We start from the raw sequence: 14,532 nt of genomic DNA, 5'->3' as shown, positions 1-14,532 counted from the left end.
GCGGCCTGATCTCATTCACGCCACTGTCGTTATCTCGTAGTCGCGTGGAATGGCGGAAGTCACTGTGAACCACTCCGACGCCCGCGTCCGCTGCTGATGAAAATCGAAGGCGGCACGATCGGCAAAAAGCTCCTCCACCTGCCAGATCAGGGGATCGTCTGTCTCGGACACCTCGAAGGAAATACAGCCGGGTTCGGCTCTGGTGAGGCGAAGATGTTCGGGAAGATGACGCCGGACGAGTTCAACATCATCCGTGGACAAGCACCGTAGAAAACCCCTCAGCCTGACCGCGCCTGCCTTATTGTTCATGCCCGGCATTCCATTCTCCGTTGCTCTTCATCCATTTTATCAGCAGCGCCCGGCTCGTCACGACCGATTGGGACAGCGCGCGAATACCGCCACGCGTCCCCAGCTTTGCAAGCTCACTATAAATTTATCCGCCTGACTGCGCCTGGCCAGACGGTTTTTAGCGACAATAATCGTGGAATACACGCACCATTGCGAAGCATTCTTCAGGAACCCGCGCTCAAAATCGATGCAGCTGCGCATTTGTAGAGCAGTACACAAAAATTGTTCAACACTCTGGACATGATTGTTCGGTTTTGTTAGCTTTTTCGGCAAAACAAGGGTGGGGAATTAGAGTTACATGCGCATCGTCGAATCTGCGGCCGACGCAAATCATCCGGCCGGCACCGATGAGGTTGCCTGCGGCGCTTCGGTGACATCGAATCTGCCGTGTCGGCGGACGACGGCCAATGCGAATTCCGCCGACGAAACGGCCTGAAGACATGCAGTTCTTCACGACATCCCCGTCCTTGCCCATGGCGTCGCCCAGCACGCGCCTGCCCGAGACATTTTCCCCTTCCCCATTTTCAGATGGCCGCGCCCGCTTTGCCGCGTCGTGCGCCACACCGGAGACGCTGACATGACTGCCGCACACGCAAACGCCCTCCTCTCGGTCGAAGGCCTGAGCGTCGAGTTCGGCAATAGCCGCGTCGTGGACGATATCTCCTTCAGCGTCGAGGCCGGCCGGACGGTCGCGGTCGTCGGCGAGTCCGGATCGGGAAAATCGGTCACTTCGCTTTCCACCATGCGCCTTGCGGACATGATGGGCGCGACCTACCCCACCGGCAAAATCCTGTTTGAAGGCAGGGACTTGCTGAAGGCTTCGCAGAAAGAGATGCGCTCGATCCGCGGCAAGGAGATCGCCATGATCTTCCAGGAGCCGATGACCTCGCTCAACCCCGTCTTCACGATCGGCGACCAGATCTGCGAAGTGCTTGTCCTGCACGAAAAGATGGGTAAACAGGCGGCGCTGGCGGAAGCACAGAAGCTGCTCGAAATGGTGCGCCTGCCCGATGCGGCCGAGCTTCTGAAACGTTATCCGCACCAGCTTTCCGGCGGCATGCGCCAGCGCGTGATGATCGCCATGGCGCTCGCCTGCCGGCCGAAGCTTCTGATAGCCGACGAGCCGACCACGGCGCTTGACGTCACCATTCAGGCGCAGATCCTCAACATCATGCGCGACCTGCAGAAGAAGCTCGGCATGGGCATGGTCTTCATCACCCATGATATGGGCGTGGTGGCGGAAATGGCCGATGACGTCGTCGTCATGTGGAAGGGCAAGAAGGTCGAGGAAGGCCCGGTCAAGGATATCTTCGCCAATCCGCAGCACCCTTACACGCGCGCCCTCCTTTCCGCCGTTCCGCGCCTCGGCAGCATGGAAGGCGAAGAGTTTCCGAAGCGCCTGCCGCTTACCGTGCTGCAGGATGGCCAGCCGGTCGTGATCGGCGAGGAGCGCGTGCAAAACACCGCGAAATATGACGCCAAGCCGCTGCTGTCGGTGAAGGACCTGTTCGTGCGTTTCGATATCCGCAAGAACCTGTTCGGCAAGGCGACCCACCGTTGCAGCGCCGTGCAGAAGGTGAGCTTTGATATTCATGCCGGCGAAACACTGGCGCTGGTGGGCGAATCCGGTTCCGGCAAATCCACCATCGGCCGCACCATCCAGCAGCTGCAGACGGCCATATCAGGCGAAATTGCCTTCAATGGCCGCAGCTATTCGCAGATGTCAGCGGCAGAGCGCTTCCGCATGCGCCAGGAAGTGCAATATATCTTCCAGGATCCCTTCGCCTCGCTCGATCCGCGCAAGACGGTCGGTTTTTCGATTGCCGAGCCGATCAACACCCACGGTTTGATCAACGATCAGAAGGCTGTACGGCGGCGGGTGGATGAGTTGCTGGAACGCGTGGGGCTCAGCTCCGAACATGCCGCGCGGTATCCGCACGAGTTTTCCGGCGGTCAGCGCCAGCGCGTCTGCATTGCCCGTGCGCTGGCTTCCGATCCGAAGCTCATCATCGCCGACGAGGCGCTGTCGGCGCTCGACGTCTCCATCCAGGCGCAGATCATCAATCTGTTCATGGACCTGCAGGCCGAACGGGGCCTCGCCTATCTCTTCATCAGCCATGACATGGCTGTCGTGGAAAAGATGAGTCACCGCGTCGCCGTGCTCTATCTCGGCCAGATCATGGAAATGGGCAGCCGCCGGCAGGTGTTCGAAACGCCGACGCATGATTATACCCGCCGCCTGCTTTCGGCCGTGCCGGTCGCCGATCCGACCATCGAGCGCCGCATCGCCATGATCGAGGGCGAAATACCCAATCCCGTGCGCCGTGTCGGCGACGAGCCGGCCATTCTCGCCCATGAGGAAATCAATCCGGGCCACTTCATCGCGAAGAGCGCCTGAATAACAACCAGAACCGCAACCATCTGAAGAGGAACAGGTAGATGACAATAATCAAGAAGGGGATGACGACAACGTTCGTCGCACTTGCCATGGCCGCCACGGCCTTCACCGCCGCACCGGCTCTTGCCGCCGGCAAGATGACCATATCCAGCCCGCAGGACCCCGGCAGCTGGGATCCGATCGATACCTTCCTTGTGCAATGGGCGGCTGTCGCCACCAACATTTTCGACGGCCTGACCTATCGCGGCCCGGACCTGAAGGTCGTGCCCGGCCTTGCCGAATCCTGGGAAGAGCTGGATGAGGGCAAGCGCATCCGCTTCAAGCTGCGCCAGAACGTCAAGTTCCACAATGGCGAGCCCTTCAACGCCGCCGCCGTCAAGTTCACCTTCGAGCGCCTTCTCGGCGAACAGGGTGCCAAGGGCCCGCAGCGCTCCAACTATGTCGCTATCGAAAGCGTCGATGTCATCGACGACTACACCGTCGACATGAAGCTGAAGGCGCCCGATCCGGTGCTGCTGACCAAGCTTGCCGGTTATGGCGGCATGATCGTTCCGCCTGCCTATATCAAGGAAAAGGGTGAGGACAATTTCAACCTCAACCCAGTCGGCACCGGCGCATTCAAATTCGTTTCCTACGCACCGAAGACCAATATCAAGCTGGAAGCCAACCCGGATTACTGGGGCGGTGCGCCAAAGCTTTCCGAACTGGAGTACCGCTTCATCGCCGAGCCGGCGACCGCCGTTGCCGAATTGCAGGCCGGCCGCGTCGATCTCGTCATTCCGCCCACCATCCCGATCGGCATGATCCCGGTTATCGAGGGCGATTCCAAGCTTGAAATCGTCAGCGTGCCCGGCCCGACGGTCGATGCGCTGCGTTTCAACACCCGTGACGGCATCACCGCCGATCCTAAGGTGCGCAAGGCCATCATCATGGCCGTCGACCGCGGCACCATCGTCAAGTCGATCCTTGCCGGCCAGGCATCGGAGATCGCGAGCTTCCAGAGCGCGCTGTCCTTCGGTTACGATCCGGAACTGAAGCCGCTGACTTACGATCCCGAAGGTGCGAAAAAGCTGCTCGCGGAAGCCGGCGTCAAGCCGGGTGCGGCGCTGCAGATCGACATCCGCGGCAATGACGCGACGATGAACGAGGTGGCGCAGGTCATTTCCAGCTATCTCTCCATGGTCGGCATCACCGCCACCATCAAGCCCTATGAAACCAACGTGCTGCTGAACGACATCATCCCGCAGGGCAAGACCGGCGCGATGTTCCAGCAGAAATGGGGCGGCTGGACCTTCGATTACGATAACACGGCCTATTCCATGTACCACTCGGGTGAAAAGTGGAACCCCTATGACAAGGACGAGAAGCTGGACAAGCTGCTGGAATCCCAGCGTCCGCTGACCGACCGTGCCGAGCGCGAAAAAATCCTCAAGGAAATCGGCAGCTATACCGCCGAACGCGCGCTGGAAATCCCGCTTTACAACACCAATGCCATTTACGGCATCAACAAGCGGGTCAAGGGTTTTGTCGCACCGCCGGATAACCGCCTGAAGCTTACCGACGTGACCGTCGAATAAGCGGGTTGATCCTCTGACACGCCGCCTTGTCCGCCTCTCGCGGGCAAGGCGGGATTTCTCTTCCCCCGTTTCCTCGCAAGGTAAAAAACGTGGCCGGTTTCCTCATCAAGCGATTGCTGCAGGCGATTTTTGTCGTCATCGCCATCACCCTTCTCGTTTCCTTCGCCATCCGCCTGACGGGCGACCCGGCTGTCACCATGTTCCAGGGCGGCGGCAGCATGACGGAAGACGATCTGGCGCGCATCCGCGCGGCGCTGGGCACCGACCGGCCGTTCTTCGTGCAATATTTCAGCTTCCTGAAGGGTCTCGTGACGCTCGATTTCGGCCGCAGCTTCACCGGCAGCACACCGGTCTCGCGCCTGATTGCCGATGCCCTGCCCGCGACGCTGCTGCTCGCCTTCATCTCCATGGCGGTGTCGATTGCGCTTTCCATCCCGCTCGGCATCAAGGCCGCGACCTCGCGCGGCAAGACGGCCGATCAGGTGATCCGTATCTTCTCGCTCGTCGGCCTGTCATTCCCCAATTTCTGGCTGGCCACCATGCTGGTGCTGCTTTTCTCCATCACGCTCGGCTGGCTGCCGCCAAGCGGCATGGGCGGCTTTGCAAGCTACATCATGCCATCGGTCACCATGGGCGTTATCCTGACGGCGACCAATGTGCGCCTGGTGCGCACGGCCATGCTCGATACGCTGCGCTCGCAATATGTCATGGTGGCGCGCGCCAAGGGCCTCAGCGAAAACAAGGTGCTTTACAAGCATGCGCTGCGTAACTGCGCCATTCCGCTGATTACCTATTTCGGCCTGCAATTCGGCGGACTGCTCGGCGGCATCGTCGTCATCGAGCGCGTCTTCAACTGGCCGGGTCTCGGCACGCTGGCTTTCGATGCGGTCGGCGCGCGTGACTATCCCGTGCTTCAGGCCGTCATCACCGTACTGTCGCTGATGATCGTCGGCATCAACCTTCTGGTCGATATCGCCTATGGGCTTGTCGATCCGCGCATCCGCACGGAGTAAGTGACGATGGCTGCCAAAACCTCGCGTCTCGCGCGCTTCACCAATCTCGAATTCATCCTCGGCGCGTCGCTCACGACAGTCATCTGCCTTGCGGTGGTGTTTTCCGACGTGCTGTTTCCCGGCGGCGCGGACAAGATCGACCTGATGGCGCGCCTTGCGAAACCCTTTGCCAACGCCGCCCATCCGCTCGGCACCGATCCGCTCGGCCGTGATGTGCTTGCCCGTGTCGTCGCCGGCGGCAAGATCTCGCTGCTGGTCGGCTTCACCTCGGTCATCGGCGCGGTCATCTTCGGCGTCGCGGTCGGCTTGGTCGCCGGATATTACCGCGGCTTCTGGGACATGCTGGTCATGCGCTTTGCCGATATCCAGCTTGCCATGCCCTTCATCCTTCTTGCCATCACCTTCATCGCCATTGTCGGCGGCAGCCTCACCAACACCATCATCCTGCTGATCGTCTCGCAATGGGTGCAATATGCCCGTCTCGTACGCGGCTCGGTGCTGACGCTGCGGGAACGGGAATTCATCCTTTCCGCCCGCGCCATCGGCGTGAAGGACTGGCGCATCATTCTCCAGCACCTGCTGCCGAACCTTATCGGCCCTGTCATCGTGCTGATGACGCTCAATGTCGCCAACAATATCCTGCTTGAAAGCAGCCTCACCTTCCTCGGCCTCGGCGTCGATCCGACCATTCCGAGCTGGGGCGGCATGCTGGCGGATGGCCGCACCTATCTGCAGACGGCATGGTGGGTCAGCGTTTTCCCCGGCCTCGCCATTCTGCTCACCGTGCTTGGCCTCAACCTTCTCGGCGACTGGCTGCGCGACAGCCTCGATCCCACCGGCAGAACCTCGAGGTAACAACGATGAGCCAGATTTTCGACCAGACCTTCGAGCGCACTCTGGATGCTCTCGTCGCCAATGCCGAGCCCGGCCAGTCCTTCGAAGCATGGACCTTCGATGACGCCAAAAGCCGTCGCGATGCCGAAAACAGGCTGAAGAAAAAAGGCGTCAGCGCCCGCATCCGAAGCGCCTACAAGCCGCTCCTCTTCACCTTTCTGGAAGAGATCAATCTGGATGGCGTCGACACCATCGAGGTGCGTTACCCGGTGCATGCCAATGCACCGGCCAACCGCTTCCGGCTGGAAGCCTATCCGCTGGCGGCTCTGGTGGGCGATACGAAGATCGACTTCATCGCCCGCGAGGACGACGGGTTCCATTATGATGTTACGCTGAGCCGCAACGGCAAGAAGGAAACCCTGAAGGTTCTGGCCCCAAACCGGGTTCACACCGATACCGTCGGCGAAACCAATGTCTCGCCAACCGGCTGGTTCCGGCTTGCGGGCGACACGGCCGGCAAGCGGCTGGAAACGGATTACGAGCGGCTTTTCGAAGCGGCGATCAATGCCGTCGCCAACCACGGCTGGGGCGATGAAGAACCCTATTTCGAAGAGCTGAACATCCGTGTCGCGCATCCGGCCGAAGATCTGGCGCTTTCCGTCGGCGATGAGGTCATCAGCCTGCGTGAAGCGCTGCATGAGGATTTCTATTTCTCGCTGCTGGAATTCTTCCAGAAAAAGTCCGGCCGGCCGCTGGGTGACCGGGGCCTGAAGCCCGGCCAGATCGTACCGGAAATCGTCAAAAGCGAAGGCGAAGTCTCCGTGCGCATCGAGACCCGCGCGCTGACCACCGCCTTCCTCGATGGTCGCGAGCAGCGGATCGATGAGGCCCGCGAACCGGTCGCCGCAGGCCAGCTCGCGACGCTACTGACAGAGATCGGCGGCGAGGCCTTCGAGGCCCGCTCCCGCTCCGGTCGCATTCTTGCCGCCCGTTACGTGGCAGGCAGCGATGCCGCCGTCATGATCAGCGGCGGTCAACACCCCAACGAGACGACAGGCATCGTTGGCACCATCCGCGCGGCCCGCAGGCTTGCAGAGCGCAAGGGCGCGCATTTCACCATTTCGCCGCTGGAAAACCCCGACGGTTACGCCCTGCACCAGCGCCTGCGCGTCGATAATCCCCGCCACATGCACCATGCGGCGCGTTACACGGCGCTTGGCGATGATCTCGAATATCGCACGCCCGAAAATTCCGGCAGGCATATCAACGAGAAGGAAATCCGCTTCAAGGCGCAGGAGATGAGCGGCGCCAGCCTGCATGTGAACCTGCACGGTTATCCCTCGCATGAATGGACCCGGCCACTATCAGGTTATGTGCCGCGCAATTTCGCCATGTGGACGCTGCCGAAAGGCTTCTTCCTCATCATCCGCCACCATGCGGACTGGGAAAGCCAGGCCGAAGCCCTGCTCGACCGGGTGACCCGCCATCTTGGCGCCATTCCCGGCCTGCTCGATTACAACAACCGCCAGATCGCACTTTACGAGACCCATGCCGGCGAAACCGGTTTCCGCATCATCAACGGCTTTCCGTGCCTGCCCTCCATCGACGACCGCCACACCGTGCCGATGACGCTGATCACCGAATATCCCGATGAAACGATCTATGGCGACGATTTCATCACCGGCCACACGGCACAGATGGAAACGGTTCTCTCCGCCTATGAGGCGTGGCAGGAGATTCTCGTCGGGGAAGTGGCCTGATATTGCAGGCCGCCCTCGATGGGCGGCCTATTTTCCCGCCGTGCCGGCGAGTTTTTGGTCCCGCTGCTTCTGCAAAAGCCTCTTGCCCTTGCTCAGAATATGCAAATTAGCGGCGTCAAGCTTGTTGTACCCGGCCTGAATAATATCAAGATCGGCAACGTGACCGATTGCTGCCAGTTCATGCATCACGTCGCCAATAGCGACATCGACACTCGGCTTTTGCAGGTTGACGACATCCTCCACCGCAGCGTGCATGCCTTGCGCGTCTCCGCCCATGACGTGATACAGCGCCAGCGCCTTGCGAAGAAATGCTTCGCGGCGCTCGATCTTATTGCTGAGTATACTTTCGCCAACGCGATCTCGCATCAACTCAACAACTCTATTTTGATATTCGCCCATCAGACACCAAATAAAGTTCACAATATGCTTCGCGAGGCTACAAACAATCCCCTTAGAACTGGTTAAGGCACGAGGCTTGCGCGGGTATGACCGTCATTTTCGAAACATGTCACAAGCGCTGGTTTTCATGACGAAGCATTTCGATACCACCTGCCGCAAAAACACCGGTCGTGATGGCTGCGGCGGCGCTATACATTGAGAATCACGGGATGATCACTATTGTGCGATCTCGCATGAGACAAACCCGGTGAGACGGGTATTGATAACCGTCAGGTTATTTATCACCCCCCTTATTTCATTTTACTTTGGCCACCGCACTCATCAATCTGGCAGTCTGGATCGGTGGATGGGAGCCACGGATCAATTGGGAGGAAGTTATGAAACTACGGATCACCGCCGCCATCGCGGCCATTTGTTTTAGTTCCGTTGCCTATGCCGATACGATCAAGGTGGGCGTGGTCGGTCCGTTCTCCGGCCCCTTCGCGCTGCAGGGCAAGAACTTCAAGGCCGGCATAGACGCCTGGTTTGCGCTTCACGGCAACAAGATCGGCAACGACACGGTCGAAGTCGTTTATCGCGATGTGCCGCAGGCCGATCCGGCGCAATCCAAGGCGCTGGCGCAGGAACTGGTGGTCAAGGAAGGCGTGCAATATCTCGCCGGCTTCTATTTCACCCCCGACGCCATGGCCGTTACGCCGCTTCTGAAGCAGGGCAATGTGCCGATGGTCATCATGAATGCCGCGACATCGGCCATCGTGACCAAGAGCCCCTATGTGGTGCGCACTTCATTTACCACCTGGCAGACCTCCACACCCATCGCCAAAGTGGCGTTTGATGGCGGCGTGAAGAAGGTCATTTCGCTGGTCAGCGATTACGGCCCGGGCGTCGATGCCGAAAATGCCTTCAAGGCCGCCTTTACGGCCGCTGGCGGCGAGGTGGTGGAAACCATCCGCATGCCGCTTTCCACCAATGATTTCAGCCCGATCATGCAGCGCGTGAAGGATTCCGGCGCTCAAGGCGTCTTCGCCTTCCTGCCGTCGGGCCCGACGACACTCGGTTTCGTCAAGGCCTTCAACGATAACGGCCTGAAATCTTCAGGCGTCAAGCTCTTCGCACCGGGTGATCTGACGCAGGAATCCGACCTGCCGGCGCTTGGCGAAGCCGCACTCGGCATGCAGACGACGTTCCATTACGCCGTCTCGCATGATTCGCCTGAAAACAAGACCTTCGTGGAAGCCGCCACCAAGGCGATCGGCAATCCGAAGGAGCTGTCCTTCCCTTCCGTTGGCGCCTTTGACGGCATGTATGTCATCAGCAAGATGATCGAGGCCACCGGCGGCAAACAGGATGCGGAAAAGGCTGTCGATGCGGTGAAGGGTCTTTCCTGGACAAGCCCGCGCGGCCCTGTCAGCATCGATCCGGAAAGCCGCCACATCACGCAGAACATCTATCTGCGCGAAGTGGCCAAGGCCGATGACGGCGCCTATTACAACAAGGAAGTCCAGACCTTCGAAAAACAGGGCGATCCGGGCCTCGCCGCCGCGAAGTAAAGGACAGCTTTGACAACGTTGTCGGGCCGCCAGTAGCGGCCCGTCTCCGGCCCGGATGGGCATTGCAGCACCGGGAGGGTTTTTCAGCATGCAGACGGTCTTCAGCATCCTCATCGATGCGCTTGCCTATGGCATGGTCCTGTTCATCATCTCCATCGGCCTTTCGGTCACGATGGGCTTGATGCGGGTGGTCAATCTGGCGCATGGCGCCTTCGCCATGATCGGCGGTTATCTCGCCTCTTATGCCGCCCACGGCCTTGGTCTCGGTTATGCGGTGGCGATCCTCGTCGCCATTGTCGGCACCATCGTCATCGCCATTCCGCTCGAACGTTTCCTCTATCGCCGCATCTATGGCGCGCCGGAGCTGACACAGGTGCTGATGACCATCGGCATCACCTTCTGCATCATCGGTATCGCCAATTTCGTTTTCGGCCCGACGCTGAAGACCATCCCGCTGCCGCAGCAGCTGGCCGGCCCCACCGATCTCGGTTTCCGCACCATCGCCACGCACCGTATCTTCGCCATTGCCTGTGGGCTGGCCGTGGCGGGCGCATTGTGGTTCACCTTCGAAAAGACCGCCTTCGGCATCAAGCTGCGCGCGGCCGTCGATAATGCCGCCATGGCGGCCGCACTCGGCGTGCGCACCGAAATCATCTATGCCGTCAGCTTCGCCATCGCCGTCGGCCTTGCCGCCATGGGCGGTGTCATCGGTGCGGAACTGCTGCCGGTCGAACCCTATTATGCGCTGCGCTACATGGTCACCTTCCTGGTGGTGGTCTCGGTCGGCGGTGCGGGCTCCATTCCCGGCGCACTGATCGCCTGTCTGCTGCTCGGCGCGATCGACACGACCGGACGGTATCTTGCCCCCGAATATGGCGAATTCTTCTTTTACCTGGCGGTCATCGTGATCATCACGCTGTTCCCGCGCGGCCTTCTCGGAAGGGCGAAATGAGATGGCGGTGCTCATGAACGACGTGACTGAAACGGCAGAGATCCCGAAGACGCGTTCGCCGCTGCGCGCGCTCGCAGGGCCGCTCCTCATCATTGCCGCCGCTGTCGTCGGTTATTATCTGTTTCCGGATAATCTGGCGCTTCTGACCCGTATCATCGCCATCGCGCTTCTGGTGCTGTCGATCGATCTCGTCACCGGCTATTGCGGCGTCGCGACACTTGGCCATGCCGCGCTCTTCGGCGCGGGCGCCTATGCCGCCGGCATTGCCGCGGCCCATTTCGAGATCACCGACCCGCTTCTGATGACCGCCATCGGCGCGGCTGCGGGCGGCGTTGCCGGGCTGGTCTCCGGCACGGTTCTGCTGCGCGCCCACGGCCTGCCGCAGCTCGTTCTCTCCATCGCCGTCATTCACCTGTTCCACGAGGCCGCCAACAAGGCATCCGGCTGGACCGGCGGCAGCGACGGGCTATCGGGCGTCTCCCCCGACGCCCTGTTCGGCACTTTCGAATTCGATCTTTTCGGCCGCACCGCCTATATCTATGGCGTCTGTCTGCTGCTCCTCGTCTTCCTCGCCCTCAAGGTGGTGGTCAATTCGCCCTTCGGCATGTTGTGCCGCGGCGTCAAGCAGGACAGCATCCGCATCCAGGCCATGGGCGGTTCGGTCAACGGCACTATTTTGAAGATGTTCGTCATATCAGGCATCGTGGCCGGCATTGGCGGCGCGCTGAACGCCATCTCCACCCAGGTCGTCGGTCTCGACAGCCTCAGCTTCACACTCTCTGCCGAAGGGCTGGTCATGCTGGTGCTCGGCGGCGCGGGCTCGCTTTACGGCGCGCTGATCGGCACCGTCACCTTCATGTGGTTCGAGGATGTGGTTTCCGCCGCCAATCCGTTCCACTGGCTCACCATTGTCGGCCTGCTGCTGATCGCCGTCGTGCTTTTTGCGCCGCGCGGGCTTTATGGCGCGGGTGAACAGATCATCACACGCCTGCGGGGAGGTCGCAAATGAGCGCCATTTTCGAAGTCTCCGGCCTGCAGAAGAATTTCGGCGGCCTCGTCGTCACCAATAATGTGTCGCTGTCGCTTTCGCCGGGGGACCGCACGGTGCTGATCGGCCCCAATGGCGCCGGCAAGACCACCTTCGTCAATCTCGTCACCGGCAACCTCAAGCCCTCGGCCGGCACAGTACGCATCGCCGGTGAGGACGTGACCGGCCTCAGTTCCAGCCAGCGGGTGAAGCGCGGCCTCGTCCGTTCCTTCCAGGTCACCCGGCTGTTTCAGGACATGACGCCGGAGGAACATGTGGCCCTCGCTATTCTCCAGCGTGAAGGCAAGACGGGCCGGATCTTCGGCCGATACCGCGCCATGCCCTCGGTGATGAGCGAAGCACGTGACATTCTCGGCACGCTGGGCCTCCTTGGCCTTGCCGAAACCCGGGTTCGCGAAATCGCCTATGGTCAGCAGCGGCTGATCGAGATCGCGCTCGCCATGGCGCTCCGCCCGAAAATCCTGCTGCTGGACGAACCGGCCGCCGGCGTGCCTTCCACGGAAACGGCGCGCATCGAACAGGCGCTCGACCGGCTGCCGGCCGACCTCGCCATCCTGATGATCGAACACGACATGGATCTGGTCTTCCGTTTTGCCAAACGTGTGGTGGTGCTCGCCGCAGGCGCAGTCATCTTCGACGGTTCGCCGGATGAAGTGACCAGCAATGCCGAAGTCCGCCAAGCCTATCTGGGAAGTTACGCCGATGCCCGCAGCGCCGCTTGAAATCACCAATCTCACCGCCGGTTACGGCCCGACAAGGGTCATCGAGGGCCTGTCGCTTTCCGTGCCATCGGGCTCGCGTTTTGCCGTGCTCGGCCGCAACGGCGTCGGCAAGACCAGCCTCTTCGCCACACTGGCCGGCCAGACGAAACGCTTCGCCGGCGATATCCGCCTCGGCGGACAGGACATCGCCACCCTGCCGAGTGCTGCCCGCGCCAAAGCCGGTCTCGGTTACGTGCCGCAGACGCGGGATGTCTTCCCCACACTGACCGTTGAGGAAAACCTCTTCGTCGGCCTCAAAGGCAGGCCGAAATCGGCCATCGAGGAAGCCTACACGCTGTTTCCACGCCTGAAGGAGCGCCGCCGCAATCTCGGCTCGCAACTTTCCGGCGGCGAGCAGCAGATGCTCTCCACCGCCCGCACCATTCTCGGCCAGCCGCGCGTGCTGCTGCTTGATGAACCGCTCGAAGGCCTCGCCCCCGTCATCTGCGAAGAACTGATGGCGGCCTTCTCCAAACTGGCGCAATCCGGCGAAATGACCATTCTTCTTGTCGAACAGCGTATCCAGATGGCCATCGACTTCGCCGACCACGCCATCATCATGGAACGCGGACGCATCGTCTGGGAAGGGCCATCCAGCGAACTGGTGGAGAACCCTGGTATTATCGATACGCATCTTGGGGTTGGCGGGTTGCACTAACCCAACGCATCGCCGTTGCGCGTTCATATATACAATCTCCGTCATACCGGCCTTGAGCCGGTATCCAGCCACCCCAAGTCCTTGGGGTGAAAAGACTCTTCGCGTCGCGCAGACGCGCGCCGGCTGGATTCCGGCTCAAGGCCGGAATGACGGACGCTGACCGATCACACAAAGCGCCCACCGCCCATTTCCCCGCCCCTTAAAAAACCCAATGGAATAAAAATTCCACTGCAGTTAAAGTGCACACGATTTCAGTCTGCATGAGGGAATGACAATGACGGCAATCGAGGCGCCAGACTCCGTAAAGGCTTTTGAGGAGCGGCTGCTCCAGGTCGCGGAGGGTTTGCCGAAACGATTGCGGCAATGCGCCGATTATGTCGCTTCCAATCAGGATCGCATCGCCGTTTCCACCGTTGCCGAAATGGCCGAAGGCGCCGGCGTACAGCCTTCAGCCTTCATGCGCTTCTGCCAGATCATGGGTTTTTCCGGTTTTTCGGAAATGCAGCGCCTGTTCCGTGATTCCTATGTCGGCGGCTGGCCGGATTATGCCACGCGGCTCGACCATCTGCGTGAGAAAGGCGATGAAAGCGCCTCCGGCCTGCTTGCGGAATTCGTGGAGGCCGGCCGTTCCTCTTTGGAAATGCTGCTGAAATCGGTCGATACGCGGCAGCTTGACGAGGCGGTTGCAGCGCTGGCAAAGGCGCGCACCGTGCATATCATCGGTTTGCGGCGCTCTTTCCCCATCGCCAGCTATCTGGCCTATGCCTTCGAGAAGATGAAGGTGCCGGCGGTTCTGCACAGCGCCGTCGGCGGGCTTGGCAATATCAGCGCAATTTCCCGCGACGACGCCCTGATCGCGATCACCTTTTCCCCCTATTCCGCGGAAACGCTGGAACTGGCGGAGAACGCCCGCGCCAACGGCATTCCGGTTGTGGCGCTTTCCGATTCCGCCGTCAATCCGCTCCGGAAGTCGGGCGCAACGCTGCTGACCGTCACGGAAATCGATTTCGGCGCGTTCCGCTCGCTTTCCGCCACGCTCTGTCTCGCCATCACGCTGGCGGTTGCTGTGGGAACACGCAAGACCGCCTGAATATTTTTATTGAAAACAGGAAAAATAGAATTTATGATCCAAATCCATGAAACGGGCGTTCCATAATCGTCCGTCTCGTGACGGGATATGTGAGCGGAGGAGGCTCACCGAAACGGGATGGCGATAGGTGGCGGCATGATTGCC

At 60.6% G+C, this 14,532-nt stretch carries 14 protein-coding genes; 12 read left to right on the top strand and 2 right to left on the bottom strand.

Annotation, left to right across the window (positions count from 1 at the left end; genetic code table 11):
- Nucleotides 1-15: 15 nt before the first annotated feature.
- Nucleotides 16-318 carry a putative quinol monooxygenase gene (locus AC5I5B_RS21915; protein WP_174054421.1) on the bottom strand — a complete coding sequence of 101 codons (303 nt, stop codon included), beginning with the start codon at nt 316-318 and terminating at the stop codon, nt 16-18.
- Between the two features lie 328 nt (nt 319-646).
- Between AC5I5B_RS21915 and AC5I5B_RS21910 the strand changes: the two genes are divergently transcribed.
- From AC5I5B_RS21910 to AC5I5B_RS21885, 6 genes are all read left to right on the top strand, one after another.
- Nucleotides 647-784: a hypothetical protein gene (locus AC5I5B_RS21910; protein WP_174054420.1), complete on the top strand. Its 138-nt coding sequence runs from the start codon at nt 647-649 to the stop codon at nt 782-784.
- A 141-nt stretch (nt 785-925) separates the two neighbouring features.
- On the top strand, nt 926-2,746 hold the full coding sequence (locus AC5I5B_RS21905) for an ABC transporter ATP-binding protein (RefSeq protein WP_003505489.1): 1,821 nt from the start codon (nt 926-928) through the stop codon (nt 2,744-2,746).
- A 41-nt stretch (nt 2,747-2,787) separates the two neighbouring features.
- Entirely contained in the window at nt 2,788-4,323 is a 1,536-nt protein-coding gene (locus AC5I5B_RS21900) for an ABC transporter substrate-binding protein (RefSeq protein WP_174054419.1), read from the top strand.
- Nucleotides 4,324-4,412: 89 nt separating this feature from the next.
- A complete protein-coding gene (locus tag AC5I5B_RS21895) occupies nt 4,413-5,336 on the top strand; it encodes an ABC transporter permease (RefSeq protein WP_003499197.1) in 924 nt (307 codons plus the stop codon).
- 6 nt (nt 5,337-5,342) lie between these two features.
- Nucleotides 5,343-6,191, top strand: coding sequence for an ABC transporter permease (locus AC5I5B_RS21890; protein ID WP_112357063.1), 849 nt, complete (start codon nt 5,343-5,345; stop codon nt 6,189-6,191).
- Nucleotides 6,192-6,196: 5 nt separating this feature from the next.
- On the top strand, nt 6,197-7,930 hold the full coding sequence (locus AC5I5B_RS21885) for a M14 family metallopeptidase (protein ID WP_495752838.1): 1,734 nt from the start codon (nt 6,197-6,199) through the stop codon (nt 7,928-7,930).
- A gap of 27 nt (nt 7,931-7,957) precedes the next feature.
- Here AC5I5B_RS21885 and AC5I5B_RS21880 read toward each other — a convergent pair whose 3' ends face one another.
- Complete coding sequence (locus tag AC5I5B_RS21880; RefSeq protein WP_003505484.1) at nt 7,958-8,329, bottom strand: hypothetical protein; 372 nt, start codon at nt 8,327-8,329, stop codon at nt 7,958-7,960.
- Nucleotides 8,330-8,706: 377 nt separating this feature from the next.
- Here AC5I5B_RS21880 and AC5I5B_RS21875 point away from each other — a divergent pair, with 377 nt between their 5' ends.
- From AC5I5B_RS21875 to AC5I5B_RS21850, 6 genes are all read left to right on the top strand, one after another.
- Entirely contained in the window at nt 8,707-9,879 is a 1,173-nt protein-coding gene (locus tag AC5I5B_RS21875) for an ABC transporter substrate-binding protein (protein WP_060727298.1), read from the top strand.
- Nucleotides 9,880-9,967: 88 nt separating this feature from the next.
- Nucleotides 9,968-10,831, top strand: a complete 864-nt coding sequence (locus tag AC5I5B_RS21870) for a branched-chain amino acid ABC transporter permease (RefSeq protein WP_060727299.1) — start codon at nt 9,968-9,970, stop codon at nt 10,829-10,831.
- A gap of 1 nt (nt 10,832) precedes the next feature.
- Complete coding sequence (locus tag AC5I5B_RS21865) at nt 10,833-11,840, top strand: branched-chain amino acid ABC transporter permease (RefSeq protein ID WP_060727300.1); 1,008 nt, start codon at nt 10,833-10,835, stop codon at nt 11,838-11,840.
- Nucleotides 11,837-12,601 carry an ABC transporter ATP-binding protein gene (locus AC5I5B_RS21860; protein ID WP_060727301.1) on the top strand — a complete coding sequence of 255 codons (765 nt, stop codon included), beginning with the start codon at nt 11,837-11,839 and terminating at the stop codon, nt 12,599-12,601. The genes AC5I5B_RS21865 and AC5I5B_RS21860 overlap by 4 nt, the downstream gene beginning before the upstream one ends.
- Nucleotides 12,582-13,298, top strand: coding sequence for an ABC transporter ATP-binding protein (locus AC5I5B_RS21855; RefSeq protein ID WP_003505478.1), 717 nt, complete (start codon nt 12,582-12,584; stop codon nt 13,296-13,298). Before AC5I5B_RS21860 ends, AC5I5B_RS21855 begins: the two co-directional genes overlap by 20 nt.
- Nucleotides 13,299-13,572: 274 nt before the next feature.
- Nucleotides 13,573-14,388, top strand: coding sequence for a MurR/RpiR family transcriptional regulator (locus tag AC5I5B_RS21850; RefSeq protein WP_003505477.1), 816 nt, complete (start codon nt 13,573-13,575; stop codon nt 14,386-14,388).
- Nucleotides 14,389-14,532 lie beyond the last annotated feature (144 nt).

The organism is Agrobacterium sp. (assembly GCF_059499945.1).
The sequence above is the reverse complement of the archived record's forward strand: the minus strand, read 5'-3'. Positions and strand labels throughout refer to the sequence as shown.

Bases quoted from the DNA above. Each gene is read 5' to 3' on its own strand.
- AC5I5B_RS21855 (WP_003505478.1), top strand. From the start codon at position 12,582: ATGCCCGCAGCGCCGCTTGAAATCACCAATCTCACCGCCGGTTACGGC.
- AC5I5B_RS21905 (WP_003505489.1), top strand. From the start codon at position 926: ATGACTGCCGCACACGCAAACGCCCTCCTCTCGGTCGAAGGCCTGAGC.
- AC5I5B_RS21870 (WP_060727299.1), top strand. From the start codon at position 9,968: ATGCAGACGGTCTTCAGCATCCTCATCGATGCGCTTGCCTATGGCATG.
- AC5I5B_RS21880 (WP_003505484.1), bottom strand. From the start codon at position 8,329: ATGGGCGAATATCAAAATAGAGTTGTTGAGTTGATGCGAGATCGCGTT.
- AC5I5B_RS21910 (WP_174054420.1), top strand. From the start codon at position 647: ATGCGCATCGTCGAATCTGCGGCCGACGCAAATCATCCGGCCGGCACC.
- AC5I5B_RS21885 (WP_495752838.1), top strand. From the start codon at position 6,197: ATGAGCCAGATTTTCGACCAGACCTTCGAGCGCACTCTGGATGCTCTC.
- AC5I5B_RS21915 (WP_174054421.1), bottom strand. From the start codon at position 318: ATGCCGGGCATGAACAATAAGGCAGGCGCGGTCAGGCTGAGGGGTTTT.
- AC5I5B_RS21860 (WP_060727301.1), top strand. From the start codon at position 11,837: ATGAGCGCCATTTTCGAAGTCTCCGGCCTGCAGAAGAATTTCGGCGGC.
- AC5I5B_RS21900 (WP_174054419.1), top strand. From the start codon at position 2,788: ATGACAATAATCAAGAAGGGGATGACGACAACGTTCGTCGCACTTGCC.
- AC5I5B_RS21875 (WP_060727298.1), top strand. From the start codon at position 8,707: ATGAAACTACGGATCACCGCCGCCATCGCGGCCATTTGTTTTAGTTCC.
- AC5I5B_RS21865 (WP_060727300.1), top strand. From the start codon at position 10,833: ATGGCGGTGCTCATGAACGACGTGACTGAAACGGCAGAGATCCCGAAG.
- AC5I5B_RS21890 (WP_112357063.1), top strand. From the start codon at position 5,343: ATGGCTGCCAAAACCTCGCGTCTCGCGCGCTTCACCAATCTCGAATTC.
- AC5I5B_RS21850 (WP_003505477.1), top strand. From the start codon at position 13,573: ATGACGGCAATCGAGGCGCCAGACTCCGTAAAGGCTTTTGAGGAGCGG.